Origin of the sequence: Flavobacterium sp. RSP46, assembly GCF_003984825.1 — a bacterium.
In the GTDB taxonomy this organism is placed as follows: domain Bacteria; phylum Bacteroidota; class Bacteroidia; order Flavobacteriales; family Flavobacteriaceae; genus Flavobacterium.
In genome coordinates this window covers 105,720-124,466 of sequence record NZ_RYDM01000008.1, presented here as the reverse complement: position 1 = coordinate 124,466, position 18,747 = coordinate 105,720, and the positions used below count along the sequence as shown (strand labels likewise).

Genomic DNA, 18,747 nt, shown 5'->3' with positions numbered 1-18,747 from the left:
ATCAATATGTTAGTGTTTTTTTTGTACATTTAACATTATAATTCGTTCGTGACAACAGGCTGAATTTTAAATACCACTTTTTTCAGCATTATAGTAGTAAGGTTTTATACTCTTTTTCCAAAATTCATTTTTAATTGTTTTCAAAGTTATTCCCTTTCGGATGACGCTTTCTATGTTTTAGTTCAACCGTTGCAATTCATTGTAACGGTTGAACTTTTTATTGGAATTTATAATTTTTATTAAATAGAACCCTCATCGTTTGAATATATGAATAATTTTTACATAGCTTTCTTTTTCATGGTTCAACTGGGATGCATTACGGCACAAAATAACACAGGCTTTTTTGGAAAAATCATCGATTCAAAAACGCAAATTTCGTTAGGTTTTGTGGTTGTCAGTGTTCAAAACACGACTTTAATGCAACTCACTAAAACGGATGGTAATTTCAGTTTTGATACCGTTCCCACAGGAAATATTTTGCTTCTGGTACACAGTCAGGGTTTCAAAGATGGCTTGTATCCCGTTGAAATTACCGAAGGACAAATGCTGGATTTGGGAACCATATCTTTAGAACAAGACCAATCCATAGAGCAGCAAAACAGTATCATCACACTTATTGAAAGTGATTTTGGCGATGACAACAGCAGTTCCGAAAGTACTTCCGGACTCTTGCAATCCTCCCGAGATGCTTTTTTGCAAGCTGCCGCTTTCAACTGGGGACAAGCTCGTTTTAGAGTTCGGGGATTAGACAGCGAACATTCCACAATGATGATCAATGGCGTTTCCATGAATAAAATTTATGACGGCAGACCGCAATGGGGTGCATGGGGCGGATTGAATGACGCGCTACGTAATCAGGAATTTACCCTGGGAACTGCCCCTTCGGATTATACGTTTGGGGGTATTTTAGGGACACAGGAAATCAATACGCGAGCCTCTATTTACAGACCAGGTTCTCGAATTTCATTTTCTGGGACCAATACCAATTACAGTTGGCGCACCATGGCTACGCATGCTTCCGGAATGAATTCCCGTGGCTGGGCTTTTGTAGTTTCGGCAGGAAAGCGCTGGGCGCAAGAAGGGTATTTTGAAGGCAGCAGTTATGATGCGAATTCCTTTTTTATAAGTCTCGAAAAAAAAGTAGGCGAGAAGCATTCGTTGAATCTCACGGCACTGTACACCCCGAATTCCAGAGCCAAAAATTCCCCTAATACAGCTGAAGTTACCCAATTGACAAACGTAAAATACAATTCGTATTGGGGTTTTCAAGAGAATGAAAAAAGAAATGCCCGCATCAAAACCATTGAAGAACCCATGATAATGCTGAATCATTATTTTAAAATCAATGATAAAACCAATTTGAATTCGAGTGTGACGTATCAATTTGGAACAATTGCCAACAGCAACATCGATTATCAAAATGCGAATAGTCCTGATCCAACGTATTATCGAAATATGCCCAGTTATTACAGCTCTCTTTATGCGCCTGATAATGGAGAATTCTCGGGTGCATTTACTCCGGATTATGAAAATGCAGAAAAAAGTAAAGCGGAATTTTTAGCCAATTCGCAAATCGATTGGACGGCATTGTACCAAGCCAATCAAAATCCAGTTTTGGATGCTAATGGAACAATTACGGGCTACGAACCCACAAAAAGCAAGTATGTTTTGTATGAAGATCAAGTAGAAGATCAGACAGCGGTGGCCACAACAAATTTGAGTGCGGAACTGTCGGAAAATATTTTTTTGAATGCAGGAGCATCTTTCAAAAAACTAAAATCGCATAATTCACAAAAATTGTTGGACTTGCTTGGCGGTTCCTATTTTGAAGATATCGATGCTTTTTATAGTGGAAATCAATCCCAGTCTGATTTGAATAGTCCCGACCGTCAAGTAGTTGTTGGGGATACGTACGGATACAACTATAATTATTTTGCCAATACTGTAGAAGCGTTTACCCAATTCAAATTCACCTACAACAAAGCGGATTTTTATCTGGCTCAGTATTTTTCTACCGCCAATTATCAAAGGGAAGGTCTGTACAAAAACGGAATTTATGAAACCAATTCCTTCGGGAAAAGCGAAAAAATAGCATTTGAAAATTTTGGCTTCAAAGCCGGATTCAATTTCAAAACCTCCGGCAAACAGCTGGTGACTTTTAATGCGGCACATTTAACCAAAGCACCCTCTTTGAAAAATACGTTTGCGAATTCCCGATTGAATAATGCGATTGTAGACGGAATTGAAAGTGAGAACATCAGCAGTTTGGACGCCAGTTACATCTATCGTTCCCCAAAACTCAAAGCCAGATTAACAGCGTATTATTCCTTAATTAAAAATGCGACTCAAATTTCCTTTTTTTATGCCGAAGGAATTTTTGATGATGGCTCCGGTTATTTAAATACCGATGCTTTTGTGAGTCAGACATTAACACAATTGAATAAGAAAAATGTAGGGGCCGAATTCAGTTTGGAATATCAATTAAGCCAAACATTTAAAACCACTTTTTCGGCCGCTTTCGGGGAATATACGTATGACAGTAATCCAAGAGTGACTTTGACAAACGATGCTGAAGCAACTCCAGAAAATACCAGTCCGGTTTTTGATTTTGGAACGGCTTCCCTCAAAAATTATAAGCAAGCGGGAATGCCACAACGCGCGTGTTCCGTGGGAATTGAATATCGAGATCCAAAATATTGGTGGATTAGCGCCAATGTAAATTACCTCACCAACAGTTATATTGATATTTCTCCTATTTCCAGAACCGAAATATTTTATAAAAATCCCGCAAGCGGTTTCAATTTTCCAGAGGCAACGGAGGAACGGGCAGCAGTACTTATAAAACAAGAAAAATTTGATCCAACGATGTTGCTCAACCTTGTGGGTGGAAAATCATGGAGAATTTACGGAAAGAATGTCGGGATTTTTGCCAGCATCAATAATGTGCTCGATGTTACCTATAAAACGGGTGGTTATGAACAAGCCCGAAATGCAAATTTCAGACAAATTAATCAAGATGTTTCCAGTGGCACGCCTTCTTTTGGGCCAAAATATTTTTACGGATACGGAAGAACGTATTTTGTCAATCTTTATATCAATTTATAAATTAAAGCACATGAAATCAATATTTTGCAAACCGGTTCTATTTTTACTGTTGACAATCACTTTCAGCAGTTGCGTAACGGATGAGGTTGTGGCTCCAAAACTCATTTGCACCCAGCCGGATTTAGTTGTAAATAAAACAGTTAACGAAGTTCATGCTGTTGCGAATGCCATTGTAACACAGTACAAATACGAGGATGTCATCGAGGCGTATGTGGTTTCCAGCGATGAATCGGGAAATTTTTTCAAGTCGATTTCCTTTCAGACTTTGGCAACAGCCACAACGCCAGCCATAGGATTTAGCGTTCCTGTGGATGCTACCAACTTGTATATTGACTATAGATTGGGCAATAAAGTATATATAAAATTGAAAGATCAATATACGGATATTTCATTTGGCGGGATGCGTATCGGAAGTATTTTTGTGAATTCCTATAATGAAGGTGGCGTGGGGCGACTTTCACAAAATGAGTATAAAAAAGTGTTGAATGCGTCGTGTAGGAATGTAAAGGAGGAGGTTTTGGTTCGGTCGTTAACCATGGCGGAACTGCTGAATGATTCTAATTTGAATACGTTGGTCGAATTGTCTGATGTTCAGTTTTCAGCTTTGGCCATAGGGCGTCATTATTTTGAGGAAACCAATAATGTGGGCGGTGCGACAAATTGGGGATTAGTAGATAAATTAGGCAATCAAGTCTATTTTAGAACGAGTAGTTTTTCTGATTTTTCGACTAAAGTTGTTCCCGAAGGAAGCGGAAAAGTAAGGGGAATTTTGACAAAATACGGAACGGATTACCAATTATTGCCGCGTTCCGAAAAAGATGTGGTGATGACCGGAAGCAGAGCTGTTCCTTTTTTCTCCCAAGATTTTGAAAAAGTTGTCGATAAGTCGAATTTGAGTCTTCCCGGCTGGGCAAATATGGTTCAAAAAGGAACACTTTTCTGGAAAGGCACCGTTTATTCCGGTAACGGGTATGCCGAGTTTGCCATTAGCGGAACTAAAGTTGTTTCGAATGTGGCTTGGTTGATTTCGCCAAAAATTGACATGGATGTTCATACGAAAGAAGTCCTTACTTTTAGAAGCGCTCAGCATCATTTAGACGTTGATTCCCAGTTAAATTCCTTGGAAGTGTATGCTTCCAGTAATTTTGACGGATTGAATTTTGCAACTGCCACTTGGATTCCCTTAATGGTTAATTTGCCCAAACAAGCCACGCCTTGGTATCAATTTGTAGGAAGTGGCGCAGTAGATTTATCTGCATTCCAAGGTAAAATCAGCATTGCTTTTAAATATACAGGCTCCGGAAAAAACCTGGCTTTGGATGGCGCTTTTCAAGTAGATGACGTCCAGATTTTTGGTGATAAATAATTTTTATAAAAGGCTTTGCTTGAATTACTATATTTGCAACTTTAACATTTAAATTAAATTATGAAATCTACTTTATTAGCCCTAATTTCTTTATTATTTGTTTCTTGTTTATCGGATAACGAAGCATCTAAACCTGTTGATTACACGGTTCAAAACGAAAAAGAAATCGTGGATTACATTGCGAAAAATAAATTGACTGCCACAAAAACCGATTCAGGATTGTATTATGTGGTTAATGAAGCGGGAACTGGCGCTCAACCAACAGCTTCATCTAATGTAACAGTAGCCTACAAAGGATATTTTACTAATGGAAATGTTTTTGATCAAAGTGATGCTTCAGGCATTTCATTTGGTTTGAACCAAGTGATAAAAGGATGGACAGAAGGTATTCCCTTTTTTAAAGAAGGAGGAAACGGAGTTCTTTTAATTCCTTCTCATCTGGGTTATGGAAGCAACGGTAGTGGACCTATTCCAGCAGGATCTGTTCTTGTTTTCAATGTTAAACTGATCAAAGTAAATTAGTTAAAGAGAAAGATAAAACTAAAAAAGGCTGTCTAGATTTTCTAGGCAGCCTTTTCTGTTTTATGAATTTATGTGGTAGAATGAATTACAATACACGGATTATTATTATGAACTCGTTGGGTGTAATTAAAGAAAATTTCAATTAATCTTTAATAAAAAATTTGAACCGCATAGAGACATAGAAAAAAAGAGTAAGATAGCCTAATTCTTGGGTTCACATAGCTATGGTTTTCTAGGAAAAAGTGAAACGCATTACGGAATTTTAAAATCTATATTTCTATGTGGTTAAAAAATTAAACAAATTGAATTACACCCAACGGCTTATTATTATTATTTAATTTCAACGATGCTTATCGCATAACCTCCACCGGGCGCACTGAGTTGTGCCAGTTTTGATTTGTTAGTCACCGTCATTTTACGAATCGTATAGGCTTGTGGATTGGTTTTATAATGTGCCTCTTTTGCATCAGCATAAATAGTGGCAACATATTTTTTTCCTTTTTCCAAAAAATCAAATTTGATGGTTGATGTACGAGAAGTATCGCCATTTACATTACCAATAAACCAATTGTTCGTCACTTTTGCTTTACGCGCAACAGTAACATATTGACCAGGTTCTGCTTCAAGGTATTTGCTGTCAGACCAATCTACGGCTACATCTTTGATGAACTGAAAAGCATCAGGAAAGCGATCGTAATTTTCCGGTGTATCGGCTGCCATTTGCAACGGGCTGTACATCGTTACGTACAATGCCAATTGATTTGCAATCGTACTGTTGACATGGGAATTATTATCCGGATTCAATTTGCTTAAATCCATTTCAAAAATCCCAGGAGTATAATCCATCGGTCCGCCTACTAAACGGGTAAAAGGCAACACTGTCACGTGATTGGGTTTAGAACCACCAAAAGCTTGGTATTCTGTTCCTCTTGCTGCTTCGTTACCAATTAAATTGGGATAGGTTCTTGAAATTCCCGTTGGACGAACCGCTTCGTGAGCATTCAACATAATTTTATATTCGGCTGCTTTTTCCAAAGCATATTGAAAGTGATTTACAATCCATTGGCTGTAGTGGTTTTCGCCTCTTGGCATAATATCACCTACATAACCACTTTTTACAGCATCGTATCCATTGTCTTTCATAAACTGATACGCTTTATCCATGTGGCGCTCATAGTTACGCACAGATCCTGAAGTTTCATGGTGCATCATCATTTTAATACCTTTTGATTTGGCATATTCATGCAATCCTTTGACGTCAAAATCCGGATACGCAGTCAGAAAATCAAAAACATAATCTTTGGAATGACCAAACCAGTCTTCCCAACCTTCATTCCAGCCTTCTACTAAAACGGCATCAAAACCGTGTTTAGCGGCAAAATCAATGTATTTTTTTACATTAGTGTTGTTGGCACCGTGTTTTCCATTTGGTTTCGCTTTTGAAAAATCAGAAACGCCAAGTTGTACCGTTGGAAATTCATCCGTATACGCCCAAGAACTTTTTCCGGTGATCATTTCCCACCAAACACCTACATATTTAACGGGTTTTATCCATGATGTATCTTCAATTTTGCTTGGGTCATTCAAGTTCAATGTCATTTTTGAAGCCAGAATTTCTCTTGCGTCATCACTAACAATTATTGTACGCCAAGGCGAATGATTTGGGGCCTGCATGTATCCTTTGTCTCCTTTGGCATCTGGTGTTAACCAAGATTCGAATACCATATTTTTATCATCTAGATTCAAATGCATGCACGAATAATTGATTAATGCTGCTTCATGTAGATTGATATACAATCCATCTGCTGTTTTTAGCATTAGTGAAGTCTGTACTCCTGTTGTAGAAAAAGACTTTTGAGAAACATTTGCGGTAGTTGCTTTTTCTGATAAGCCTCGGATTTCCGATAATTTTGATGTGGTGTAATCGTATTCTTGAGTGTCATAATCACCCGGAATCCAAAATGCAGTATGATCTCCTGTCATGGCAAACTGAGTTCTTTCTTCTTTAATTACAAAATAAGTAAGGTTTTTTTGCGAAGGAAATTCATAACGAAATCCTAAACCATCGTCAAACAAACGGAAACGAATCACAATCTTTCTGTCTGTTTCTTTTTGATTTAAGGTTACTGCCAATTCGTTATAATGATTGCGAATGGAAGCTACTTCTCCCCAAACGGGTTTCCAGTTTTCATCAAAAGTAGCTGTTTGGGTATCTGTTATCGTGAAATTATTTAACAACGAATTTTTATCAAATAGCAATTTTTTTTCAGCGGGATTAGTACTATATGTCAAATCAAACAACATTGTTTTTTTGTCGCTTTTTAGTTCAAGACCCAGTTTACTAGGTTTTATAACGACGTTATTTTTGTAGCTCAAAGTGTAACTTGGCGTGCCGTCACTTAACAATGAAAAATCCATTGTGAATTTTTGGTTGGGTGATTTTAATTGTTGTGCCGCAACGTTACTCAAGAACGTTAAAGTGAATAGTAGTGAAAAAAGATAATGCTTCATTTTTATTGAATATAAATTACTAGTTGATTTTTGGTTTTATAATTCGGCTTGATTTTTACGAAATCGTTTTATTTAAAACAGTAACAAAATTGTAGTTATCGCTGCAATTTCTTAAAAAGTAAAAGTAAACTCTTTATTGTTTATTTCACACTCTTTCCAGTGGAATAAAATTTGGAATGATGTACTGTTTTGTTCAATTTAATTGATAGTAAGTCAAAATTAGCGCCGAAACTGTTTTCAAATGATGCACTTTATTAAAATAGAACTAACATTTAATGTGTGCGAGGCAAGAATAAAAATTTTAAAAATAACTGCAAATTCGGCAAATTTTTGTCGCTACGAATTATCCTAATTTTCACTGATTTTTTTGAAATCAAATGGTAATTTGTGGCAAAATTTTTCTTTGGAAATAATCATTATGGCCCGCTGATAAAACAGATTTGGCAGATACTCACAGATTATTTATCGCCAAGAGAAAAAATCCGTTTAATCTGTGCTAATCTGTGGCAAAATTTTTCTCGTTCTGGAGTTAAATAGCAGTTTCATCTGGAGAAATACAGGGCTGAATTTATTTTATTCGCAGGAAAACATTTCAGCAGTATAATTTTCGGATCGACCAAAAAACTATCATTATTTACAGCTTCTAATTTTTTATAAACCCAGAACTCAATAAGTCCCTGACAAATCATTAAATTTGTAACTTATTCAAAAATATGTTAGAAAAAGAAGTAATAAATTTCGAAAAGACGGCTATAGTTGGTATTGTAACTCAAAACCAAAGTGAAGAGAAGCTGCGCGAATATCTTGACGAATTAGAGTTTTTGACTTTTACCGCAGGAGGGCAAGTGGTGAAACGTTTTTCGCAAAAAATGGAACGTCCTAATCCCAAGACTTTTGTTGGTACCGGAAAAATTGAAGAGATTCATCTTTTTGTAAAAGAAAATGATATCTCGACTTTGGTATTTGATGATGAATTATCACCTTCACAACAAAAAAATATATCTAAAATCATAACGGAATGTAAAATTCTGGACAGAACGCACCTTATCTTGGATATTTTTGCGCAACGTGCTGAAACTTCGTACGCCAGAACGCAAGTAGAATTAGCGCAATGTCAATATTTATTACCAAGGCTTTCCGGAATGTGGACGCACCTTGAACGCCAAAAAGGGGGAATTGGAATGCGTGGACCTGGAGAAACGGAGATTGAAACCGACAGACGTATTGTTCGTGACCGAATCGCGTTATTGAAAGAAAAAATAAAAACCATCGACAAGCAAATGGGTGTGCAGCGCGGCAATCGTGGCGCTATGGTTCGTGTGGCTTTGGTGGGATATACTAATGTGGGGAAATCAACCTTGATGAATGCCGTTGGTAAAAGTGATGTTTTTGTAGAGAATAAACTTTTTGCTACGCTGGACACCACCGTCCGAAAAGTAGTTATTAAAAACCTGCCTTTCTTGCTTTCGGATACGGTAGGATTTATCAGAAAATTGCCAACACAATTAGTCGATTCTTTCAAAAGCACGCTGGATGAGGTTCGCGAAGCGGATTTGTTATTGCACGTAGTTGATATTTCGCATCCTGAATTTGAAGATCATATTGCATCCGTAAACCAAACTTTATTGGATATTAAGGCAAATGACAAACCGGTAATTATGGTTTTCAATAAAATTGATGCTTACCAGCATTTGACTATTGACGAAGATGATTTAATGACCGAAAAAACGCCAAGACATTATACGCTGGAAGAATGGAAATCGACTTGGATGAGCAGAGTAGGCGAGCAAAATGCGTTATTTATTTCGGCTACTAACAAGGAAAATTTTGAGGAATTCAGAGAACGTGTTTATGAAGCCGTACGTCACATTCACATTACCCGTTTTCCGTACAATAAGTTTTTATATCCGGATTATAAAGACGCGGTGGAGAAAGAAGACAAAGACGCGGAAGAAATGGAATAATTTTCTCCAAAACATAAAATAAACCAATCCCTTTTGAAGTTTTAAGAGGGGTTTTTTTGGGCATGCCCAGCTGTATCAGGTTGTACGCTGCACAACAAGTTCTCATAAAACGTGGTTGAACGAAGTAATTAAAAAAAGATATAATTAGGGATGAATTAATTTGGAAATTATTCTCGTTTTAAAAAAGCAACTAAGAATGTTGTTAGGGTTGAAAGTCTCAAAACACTAATTATTGGAGTCTAAATTATTTTCAAAAACAGTAACAGCTACACCATTCTTTACATCATAATCGCCAATTTTGGTTCGGCGTAAAGCCGTTAAGTGCGAACCAGAACCCATGGCTTTTCCAAAATCAAATGCCAAGGAACGAATGTAAGTTCCTTTGCTGCAAACTACTCTAAAGTCTATTTCAGGAAGTGCAATTCTGGTAATTTCAAATTCGTGAATCGTTGTTTTTCTGGTGGCAATTTCAACAGTTTCTCCTGCTCTGGCATGTTCATACAAGCGCACGCCATCTTTTTTTATAGCCGAATAAATAGGGGGTTTTTGATCTATTTCGCCTAGAAACTGTTTTATGGTATCATGGATTAAAGCATCATCAATATGATCTGTCGGGAAAGTTTGATCGATCTCCGTTTCTAAATCATACGAAGGCGTAGTCGCTCCAATGTAAAAAGTTCCGGTATATTCTTTGGCTTGACCCTGAAGTTCAGTGATTCTTTTGGTGAATTTTCCGGTACAAACTAACAGTAATCCGGTTGCCAAAGGGTCTAACGTTCCAGCGTGACCTATCTTGAATTTTTTTGGCAGATTCAGTTTAGTGATTAATGCCCATTTCAATTTATTCACCGCCTGAAAAGAAGTCCAGTTCAAAGGTTTGTCAATCAGTAAAATTTGTCCGTTTTGGTAATCTTCGGCTGTCTTCAAAGGAAATTATTTAAAGTATGAAAAGTAGATCAATAAAAAGATACCTACAATTATTCGGTACCAGCCCCATGGTTTGAAACCATATTTTTTGATAATTTCAATAAAAAATTTAATTGCTATAATGGCAACGATAAAAGCCACGACATTACCAATCAGGAATAATTGGATGTTTTCGTTAGACTTTAAAATCAATTCATAGCCTTTCATTTGTGAAGTTTCGTAGGTTTTCAAGAACACAGAATAGCATGTTACCGCCATCATTGTTGGCACGGCCAAAAAGAAAGAGAATTCTGCCGCAGCATGCCGCGTTAATCCTTGTTGCATTCCCCCAATTATCGAGGCAGCGGAACGACTTGTCCCCGGCATCATGGCTAAACATTGCCAGAAACCAATAATTACAGCTTTTTTTACAGTAATATCTTCTTCTTGAATGATAGTGGGGCTTTGAAAACGACTGTCAATAAAAAGCAGAATTACACCTCCTATAATTAACACCACCGCTATAGGGATAGGATCACCCAAAATAGCTTCTATTTTATCGTCAAATAATTTTCCTAAAACCAAAGCAGGAATTACGGCACAAATGAGTTTAATGTAAAAATTGAATTTGGAGAAATCGAAGAATTTTTTCCAGTACAATACCACGACAGCTAAAATAGCTCCAAACTGAATAGAAACCTGAAAAAGCTTCACAAAATCATCTTCTTGAATTCCAAAATAGGAACTTAGGAAAACCATGTGTGCTGTGGATGAAACGGGCAAATATTCTGTTAATCCTTCGATTATGGCAATTAAAAAAGCTTGTAATGTATTCATTATAGCGTGATCAGTGTTCTGTTTTTAGTAGTCTGTTAATCAGTATTGTAACTTGTAATGCGTCACTGTTTGTTATTTTTTTGGGTTTTTAAGAATGGCATATACAGTAATGCCAAAACCAATTAAAACAGTTGTTGGCGCAAGTCGAATTCTTCTAAAATTGAAGATGTCTTCGCTAAATACATTTGGATCATCACTTCCTCCGCCGGCCATTAGAATAAATCCCAAGGCAATTACACCAATCCCGATTAAGAGAATTTTATAATTTATTTTGTCAAAAAGAAATTCTGGTTTGTGGTTGTTGTTTTCCATAAAATCATTGCGAGGAGTTGCGCGGCACGAAGCAAAGCAATCTTATCCTCATTGTTTAATTAATAAAGGTCGTCTGTTCTTAAATTCAAGAACCGTTGTGTTGCAAAATGCGTGCTTAACCAGGTAATCAAAATACCAATTCCTAGAACACTCAATAAAACAAGTCCAATTAATGCTTTGTCTTCTAATATGCCAAGATTTGGAAAACTGGTTTCTATATAAATCAGTACACCAGTCAAGGCTATTATGGCTAAAAAAGCTCCAATCATGCCCAGTTTTATACTTCGCATTACAAAAGGTTTTCTGATAAATGATTTGGTAGCACCTACCATTTGCATGGTCTTAATGATGAATCTGTTAGAATGTATGGACAAACGCAACGAACTATTGATCAGTAATACGGCAATAAAAGATAAAAAACCGCTGATTATCAAAATCCACATGCTTACTTTTTTGATGTTGTCGTTCACCAGATTTACTAATTGTTTGTCATACACAATATCGGAAATCATAGCGTTTTTGCGTAAGCTAGCTTCAATTTTTGTTATGCTGTCCTTTACTACATAATCTCCTTTCAGGTGAATGTCATACGAGTTTTGCAACGGGTTTTCTCCCAGAAATACCAGGAAATCCTCCCCAATAATATCGGTATGTTGTTTTGCTGCAGCTTCTTTGGTTACATAATCGTATGATTTTACAAAGTGACTTGCTTTTAATTCAGTTCCAAAAGCTTTTAATATCGTGTCATTGGCTTCGTTTTTGAAAAAAACGGTCATGGCAATATTTTCTTTGAAATCGTTCGCTAATTTTTTAGAATTTATAATGAAAAGACCCAATATTCCCAACAGAAATAAAACCAAGAATACACTTAGCACTACTGAGAAATAAGAGGAAATTAAACGACGTTTTTGGAAATTATCAAAGGAAGAACTCATAGTTTACTGAAATTATTGGGTAAAAATAACAAAGAATTTCTTTATTTAAAGTTAATAACGCTCAAAGTTTCAACTTTCGTACAATAAACGTAAATTTGCGACCTAAAAATAGTCATCGTAATAAAAGGTAGAACCTCAGTTGCTCATTTGTTCAGAACCTTATAAAAAGGACTTGAGTGCGCGACAGCATGACTCCATTAAAAAACAATAAAAAAGAGGAATGACTTGAGTGCGCGACAGCATGACTCCATTAANNGACTTGAGTGCGCGACAGCATGACTCCATTAAAAAACAATAAAAAAGAGGAATGACTTGAGTGCGCGACAGCATGACTCCATTAAAAAACAATAAAAAAGAGGAATGACTTGAGTGCGCGACAGCATGACTCCATTAAAAAACAATAAAAAAGAGGAATGAAATACAATCCGAACGAAATAGAGACCAAATGGCAGCAATATTGGTTAGAAAACGAAACATTTAAAGCTGAAAATAACGCAACAAAACCTAAATATTACGTACTTGATATGTTTCCGTATCCATCAGGAGCGGGATTACATGTAGGACATCCTTTGGGGTATATTGCCTCAGATGTGTATTCTAGATACAAAAGACACCAAGGTTTTAATGTGTTGCACCCTATGGGTTATGACAGTTTTGGTTTGCCTGCTGAGCAATATGCCATACAGACTGGTCAGCGTCCTGAGGATACTACTTCGGTAAATATTGACGGCGGAACGGATAAAGAAGGAAATAAAATTGCAGGATACAGAAAGCAATTGGACAAAATTGGATTCTCTTTCGACTGGAGTCGAGAAGTGCGTACTTCAAATCCCGATTATTACAAACACACACAATGGATTTTCATTCAATTATTCAATTCATGGTACAATAAAAACAGCGACAAAGCCGAAGATATTTCGACTTTGGTTTCGATTTTCCAAAAAGAAGGAAATGCAAATGTCAATGCGGTTTGCGATGAAAATAGTGAAGTTTTTTCAGCAAATGAATGGAACGCTTTCGCAAAAGAGCAACAGGAGCGAATTTTATTGCAATACAGATTGACCTATTTGGCCGAGACTGAAGTAAACTGGTGTCCGGGATTGGGAACGGTTTTAGCAAATGACGAAATCGTAAATGGTGTTTCAGAGCGTGGCGGTTTTACAGTGGTGCGCAAGAAAATGACACAATGGAGCATGCGAATTTCGGCTTATGCAGAACGTTTACTGCAAGGCTTAAACGATATTGACTGGAGCGAAAGCATTAAGGAAAGTCAGAGAAACTGGATTGGGAAAAGTGTTGGGGCGATGGTAACCTTTAATCTCCTCCCCCCAGCCGCCTCCAAAATAGGGGGAGCCGAGCCTGGGTACATGACAGGGGATTCTCAGAATGCTAAACATTTATTGGTTAATGCCAAGGAAATGCGAAAAGAACCAACATTTGCTGAAGCGTTATTGTGGGATGCTGTTCGGAATAAAAAATTAGACAGTAAGTTTAGAAGACAACATTTAATTGGTAATTATATTGCTGATTTTGTTTGTTTGGAAAGTAGATTGGTTGTTGAAGTTGATGGAGAATATCATAATACTCCTGAACAAATAGAACTTGATGAAGAAAGGACTTTTGAATTAGAACAAAAACACAGATTCAAAGTTATTCGATTTTCAAATGATGAGGTAAAAAAAGATATTGAAGCAGTTTTGTCTAAAATTCAAACTGAATTAAATAATAGAAAACGAGAAGATATTACGAATTCAGCTTCGGCTCCCTCCCCTTCGGGGAGGGTTGGGGTGGGGATTTTCACCACTCGGCCCGACACCATCTTTGGAGTTACATTCATGACTTTGGCTCCAGAGCATCCTTTGGTTCAAGAAATAACAACTGAGGAACAAAAAGCGGCAGTCAATGCATATATCGAAAAAACGTCAAAACGTTCTGAAAGAGAACGTATGGCCGATGTTAAAACCATTTCTGGAGTATTTACTGGTGCTTACGTAGAGCATCCTTTTACGAAAGAACCAATTCCGGTTTGGATTGGGGATTATGTTTTGGCAGGTTACGGGACAGGCGCGGTTATGGCGGTTCCTTGTGGCGATGAAAGAGATTATGCTTTTACGAATTTCTTCAAAGGGCAACAAGGCATGCAAGAAATCAAAAATATTTTTGCCAATGTAGATATTTCTGAAGCTGCATACGTTTCGAAAGACAATGTGATTATCGCCAATTCTGATTTCCTAAACGGATTAACGTACAAAGAAGCGACTAAAAAAGTAATTGAAGAATTAGAAAAACTAAACCAAGGAAAAGGAAAAATCAATTACCGTTTGCGTGATGCTGTTTTCTCGCGCCAGCGCTATTGGGGAGAGCCGTTTCCGGTATATTATGTGAATGGCTTGCCGCAAATGATTGCCGCAAAACATTTACCAATCATCTTGCCGGAAGTAGAGAAATACTTACCAACCGAAGACGGGCAACCGCCTTTAGGTAACGCTTTGGTTTGGGCTTGGGACAGTGTAAATAATAAAGTGGTTTCGAATGAGCTTCTCTCCCCTCCTTCGGAGGGGTTGGGGGAGGAAACTATATTCCCATTAGAATTGAACACGATGCCAGGTTGGGCGGGAAGTTCATGGTATTGGATGCGTTATATGGATGCGAAGAACGAAAGCGAATTTGCAAGTAAAGACGCATTGGCATATTGGGAAAGCGTAGATTTATATATTGGCGGAAGCGAACATGCCACCGGACATTTATTGTATTCCCGTTTTTGGAACAAATTCTTGAAAGATAAAGGTTTTGCTCCAACCGAAGAGCCATTCAAAAAACTGATCAATCAGGGAATGATTTTGGGAATGAGTGCATTTGTTTATAGACTAGACGGAACAAATACGTATGTTTCTAAAAATAAAATCGGTGGACAAAACGTGCAGCCAATTCATGTTGACGTTTCAATGGTTAATTCTTCTGATGAATTAGATATTGAAAGATTCAAAGCTTGGAGAGAAGATTATGCAGATGCGGAATTTATTTTAGATGAAAACGGAAAATACATTGTAGGTCGCGAAATCGAAAAAATGTCGAAATCCAAATACAATGTAGTAACGCCAGACGATATTTGTAACGAATATGGAGCTGATACATTGCGTTTGTATGAAATGTTCTTAGGACCATTGGAACAAGCAAAACCTTGGAATACAGCAGGAATATCAGGAGTTTTTGGTTTCTTGAAAAAATTATGGCGTTTGTATCATACTGGACCAGACGACTCTTTCTACGTTTCTGACTCCCCTTCTTCGGAGGGGTTGGGGGAGAATCTAAAATCATTGCACAAAACTATCAAGAAAGTAGCAGAAGATATCGAAGGTTTTTCATTTAATACTTCGGTTTCACAATTTATGATTTGTGTGAATGAATTGTCAACGCAGAATTGTCATTCTCGTGCAATCTTGGAGCCTTTAGCGATTGTGATTTCGCCGTATGCACCACACATCGCCGAAGAATTATGGTCGTTGCTAGGAAATAAAGGTTCGATTGCAACAGTTGCTTTTCCTGTTTTTGAAGCTAAATATTTAGTAGAAAGTGAAAAGGAATATCCGGTTTCTTTCAATGGAAAAATGCGTTTCACGATGGTTTTGCCTTTGGATTTAACCAAGGAGCAAATCGAGAAAATTGTAATGAAAGATGAAAGAACCATCAAACAATTAGAAGGAAGAACGCCAAACAAGGTAATAATTGTTCCGGGAAAAATTATTAATTTAGTGGGGTAAATTTTTAACAAACATACTAATCCGTATAAATCTGCGCATATCCTTTTCATCCGCGTAATCTGCGTTCCATTTTTAGGAATGCCAAATTGACGCAATAAAAAAATGGTTCAGATTTTGATAATTCTTTTGTAACTTTAAATAATAAATTAAAAAACAAAAATATGGGAATGGGTTATTTGATTCTTGCCGGAGCAATCATGCTTTTCAGCTGGTTAGTTAGTTCAAGACTAAAAAGCAAATTTGAACATTATTCTAAATTGCAATTGCAAAACGGAATGTCCGGTGCTGAAATCGCCGAGAAAATGCTTGCCGATAACGGGATTCGTGATGTACGAGTAATCTCTACACCGGGACGTTTGACGGATCATTATAATCCATCTGACAAAACTGTGAATTTAAGCGAGGCCGTTTACAACCAAAGAAATGCGGCAGCGGCAGCTGTTGCGGCTCACGAATGTGGACATGCGGTGCAACACGCTGTAGGGTATCAGTGGCTGACAATGCGATCTAAATTAGTGCCGGTGGTAAATGTAGCCTCTACGTATATGCAGTGGATCTTGCTAGGAGGAATCTTGATGATGAAGACTTTTCCGCAATTACTACTGGTGGGAATTATCATTTTTGCAGCAACTACTTTATTCTCTATAGTTACTTTGCCGGTCGAATATGATGCGAGTAATCGGGCGTTGGCTTGGTTAGAAAACAAAAGAATGCTGACACAGCAAGAACAAGCGGGAGCCAAAGATTCGCTTAAATGGGCTGCTAGAACGTATGTTGTGGCTGCTTTAGGATCCATCGCGACACTCTTGTATTATGTTTCGATTTATATGGGCGGAAGAAGGAATTAGATGTTTGCTAAAAAAATACAAATCCGTCTTGTGTAAGAACAAGACGGATTTTTTTGCCTCTATTTCATCTCGACGGAGAAGAAATCTCATCAAGTTATTCGGAGTGTATGATTTATCCTACGCATAAATAACAAAGTTCATGGAGTCACAAAGGGATAAAAGTGGTGCTACAATTGAATTTGTCTTTCAATTTGTTGGTCCAGAGAAATAAAAGTTTCTGTTCTGGAAACGCCTTCTATCGCTTGGATTTTGGTATTGAGTAATTGCATTAAATGTTCGTTATCTCGACAAATTATTTTAATAAGAATAGACCAGTTTCCTGTCGTATAATGGCATTCTAGTACTTCAGGAATTTTTTTTAGATCACGTACCGCCTCTGGATTTCTAGCCGCCTTGTCCAGATAAATTCCAACAAAAGCCATCGTGTTATAGCCCAAAATTTTATTGTTTACCGTAAATTTTGATCCCGAAATAACGCCGGATTGTTCCAGTTTTCGCAAACGTTGATGAATCGCAGCTCCGGAAATTCCAATTTTATTGGCGATTTGAAGAATTGGCTTTCGGGCATCTTCCATCAAGTCGCGCAAGATTTCTTTATCGATACCGTCAATTTCTACTACTAGTGAATTGATTTTCATAGGTTGTTGTTTTAAACTAAACTATTAAATTTAGTTTGAATTGAAAATCAAATTTAAAAAAAAAACGATTAAATTTAGTATTTGTTGAGTTTTATGTGATATTGAGCGCAGTCTGGATGCTAAAATGATTTTCGATTGTGCTCGAGCTGACAGTAGTACTAATTTATATGTATCAGTAATACACGATAAAGAACCACAACGGAATTTTAGATTTTGTATTATCAAAAAAGCCATTCGGATTGCGAATGGCTTTTTTTGATTTTATTTCGAAAAGTAATTTTTTATTTTCCTTTGTTGGCTTCCATAACATATTTCTCTAAAGCCATTGTCATCGAGGGAGTTTCCGGGGTTGGTGCAAGAATATCGATTCTTAAGCCATGATCCAAAGCTTCTTTTTGGGTGGTACTGCCAAAAACAGCAATTCGAGTATTGTTTTGTTCAAATTCCGGAAAATTCATGAACAATGATTTTATTCCGGTTGGACTAAAGAAGGCCAAAACATCATAATATACATCGGCTAAATCAGACAAATCGCTCATCACTGTTTTGTAAAAAATAGCGGGAGTCCAGTCTACTTTTAAGGCGTCCAGCGTTATTGGAGCATCCGCATTGAGTTGATCTGAAGCAGGTAATAAGAATTTTTCGTCTTTGTATTTTTTAATCAGTGGGGATAAATCGGCAAAGTCTTTTGGTCCAACGTAAATTTTCCGTTTTCGATATACCACATATTTTTGCAGGTAAAAAGCGACTGCTTCTGATTGGCAGAAATATTTTAATCCCTCGGGTACTTTAAATCGCATTTCTTCGGCCACTCTGAAAAAGTGGTCTACTGCATTTCTACTGGTTAAAATAATTGCGGTGTAATGATTAAGATCAATTTTTTGAAGGCGGATCTCTTTTGCATTAACTCCTTCTACATGAATAAAAGGCCTGAAATCAATTTTTACTTTATGCTTTTGTTGAAGTTCAAAGTATGGGGAATTTTCCACTTTAGGCTCTGGTTGTGATACCAAAATTGTTTTCACTTTCATATTTTAACGTT

At 37.1% G+C, this 18,747-nt stretch carries 13 protein-coding genes; 6 read left to right on the top strand and 7 right to left on the bottom strand.

Annotation, left to right across the window (positions count from 1 at the left end; translation table 11 throughout):
- The first annotated feature begins 267 nt into the window (after positions 1-267).
- The 3 genes from EKM01_RS12660 to EKM01_RS12650 are packed head-to-tail and all read left to right on the top strand — an operon-like array spanning position 268 to position 4,993.
- Positions 268-3,105: a carboxypeptidase-like regulatory domain-containing protein gene (locus tag EKM01_RS12660; RefSeq protein ID WP_126563590.1), complete on the top strand. Its 2,838-nt coding sequence runs from the start codon at positions 268-270 to the stop codon at positions 3,103-3,105.
- Between the two features lie 10 nt (positions 3,106-3,115).
- The gene (locus EKM01_RS12655; protein WP_126561436.1) at positions 3,116-4,471 is read left to right on the top strand and encodes a DUF5689 domain-containing protein; all 1,356 of its coding nucleotides are present in this window, start codon (positions 3,116-3,118) and stop codon (positions 4,469-4,471) included.
- 60 nt (positions 4,472-4,531) lie between these two features.
- On the top strand, positions 4,532-4,993 hold the full coding sequence (locus EKM01_RS12650; protein ID WP_126561437.1) for an FKBP-type peptidyl-prolyl cis-trans isomerase: 462 nt from the start codon (positions 4,532-4,534) through the stop codon (positions 4,991-4,993).
- 330 nt (positions 4,994-5,323) lie between these two features.
- Here EKM01_RS12650 and EKM01_RS12645 read toward each other — a convergent pair whose 3' ends face one another.
- Entirely contained in the window at positions 5,324-7,504 is a 2,181-nt protein-coding gene (locus EKM01_RS12645; protein WP_126739772.1) for a glycoside hydrolase family 97 protein, read from the bottom strand.
- 713 nt (positions 7,505-8,217) lie between these two features.
- Between EKM01_RS12645 and hflX the strand changes: the two genes are divergently transcribed.
- Positions 8,218-9,468: a GTPase HflX gene (gene hflX / locus EKM01_RS12640; protein WP_126456307.1), complete on the top strand. Its 1,251-nt coding sequence runs from the start codon at positions 8,218-8,220 to the stop codon at positions 9,466-9,468.
- A gap of 225 nt (positions 9,469-9,693) precedes the next feature.
- Here the strand turns inward: hflX and truB are convergent, their stop codons facing one another.
- The 4 genes from truB to EKM01_RS12620 form a co-directional block, all read right to left on the bottom strand.
- Complete coding sequence (gene truB / locus EKM01_RS12635) at positions 9,694-10,395, bottom strand: tRNA pseudouridine(55) synthase TruB (RefSeq protein WP_126768585.1); 702 nt, start codon at positions 10,393-10,395, stop codon at positions 9,694-9,696.
- 6 nt (positions 10,396-10,401) lie between these two features.
- Complete coding sequence (locus EKM01_RS12630) at positions 10,402-11,211, bottom strand: undecaprenyl-diphosphate phosphatase (RefSeq protein WP_126554004.1); 810 nt, start codon at positions 11,209-11,211, stop codon at positions 10,402-10,404.
- Between the two features lie 72 nt (positions 11,212-11,283).
- Entirely contained in the window at positions 11,284-11,523 is a 240-nt protein-coding gene (locus tag EKM01_RS12625) for a DUF3098 domain-containing protein (protein WP_126457612.1), read from the bottom strand.
- Between the two features lie 59 nt (positions 11,524-11,582).
- The gene (locus tag EKM01_RS12620; protein WP_126457611.1) at positions 11,583-12,458 is read right to left on the bottom strand and encodes an ABC transporter permease; all 876 of its coding nucleotides are present in this window, start codon (positions 12,456-12,458) and stop codon (positions 11,583-11,585) included.
- A gap of 413 nt (positions 12,459-12,871) precedes the next feature.
- Between EKM01_RS12620 and EKM01_RS12615 the strand changes: the two genes are divergently transcribed.
- The gene (locus tag EKM01_RS12615; RefSeq protein WP_126768584.1) at positions 12,872-16,219 is read left to right on the top strand and encodes a class I tRNA ligase family protein; all 3,348 of its coding nucleotides are present in this window, start codon (positions 12,872-12,874) and stop codon (positions 16,217-16,219) included.
- Positions 16,220-16,380: 161 nt separating this feature from the next.
- Positions 16,381-17,067, top strand: a complete 687-nt coding sequence (locus EKM01_RS12610) for a zinc metallopeptidase (protein ID WP_185964876.1) — start codon at positions 16,381-16,383, stop codon at positions 17,065-17,067.
- Positions 17,068-17,234: 167 nt separating this feature from the next.
- Here the strand turns inward: EKM01_RS12610 and EKM01_RS12605 are convergent, their stop codons facing one another.
- Positions 17,235-17,705 (bottom strand): Lrp/AsnC ligand binding domain-containing protein, encoded by a 471-nt coding sequence (locus EKM01_RS12605; protein ID WP_126457606.1) that lies wholly within the window; start codon positions 17,703-17,705, stop codon positions 17,235-17,237.
- Between the two features lie 281 nt (positions 17,706-17,986).
- Complete coding sequence (locus EKM01_RS12600; protein WP_126457605.1) at positions 17,987-18,736, bottom strand: uroporphyrinogen-III synthase; 750 nt, start codon at positions 18,734-18,736, stop codon at positions 17,987-17,989.
- Between the last annotated feature and the right edge of the window lie 11 nt (positions 18,737-18,747).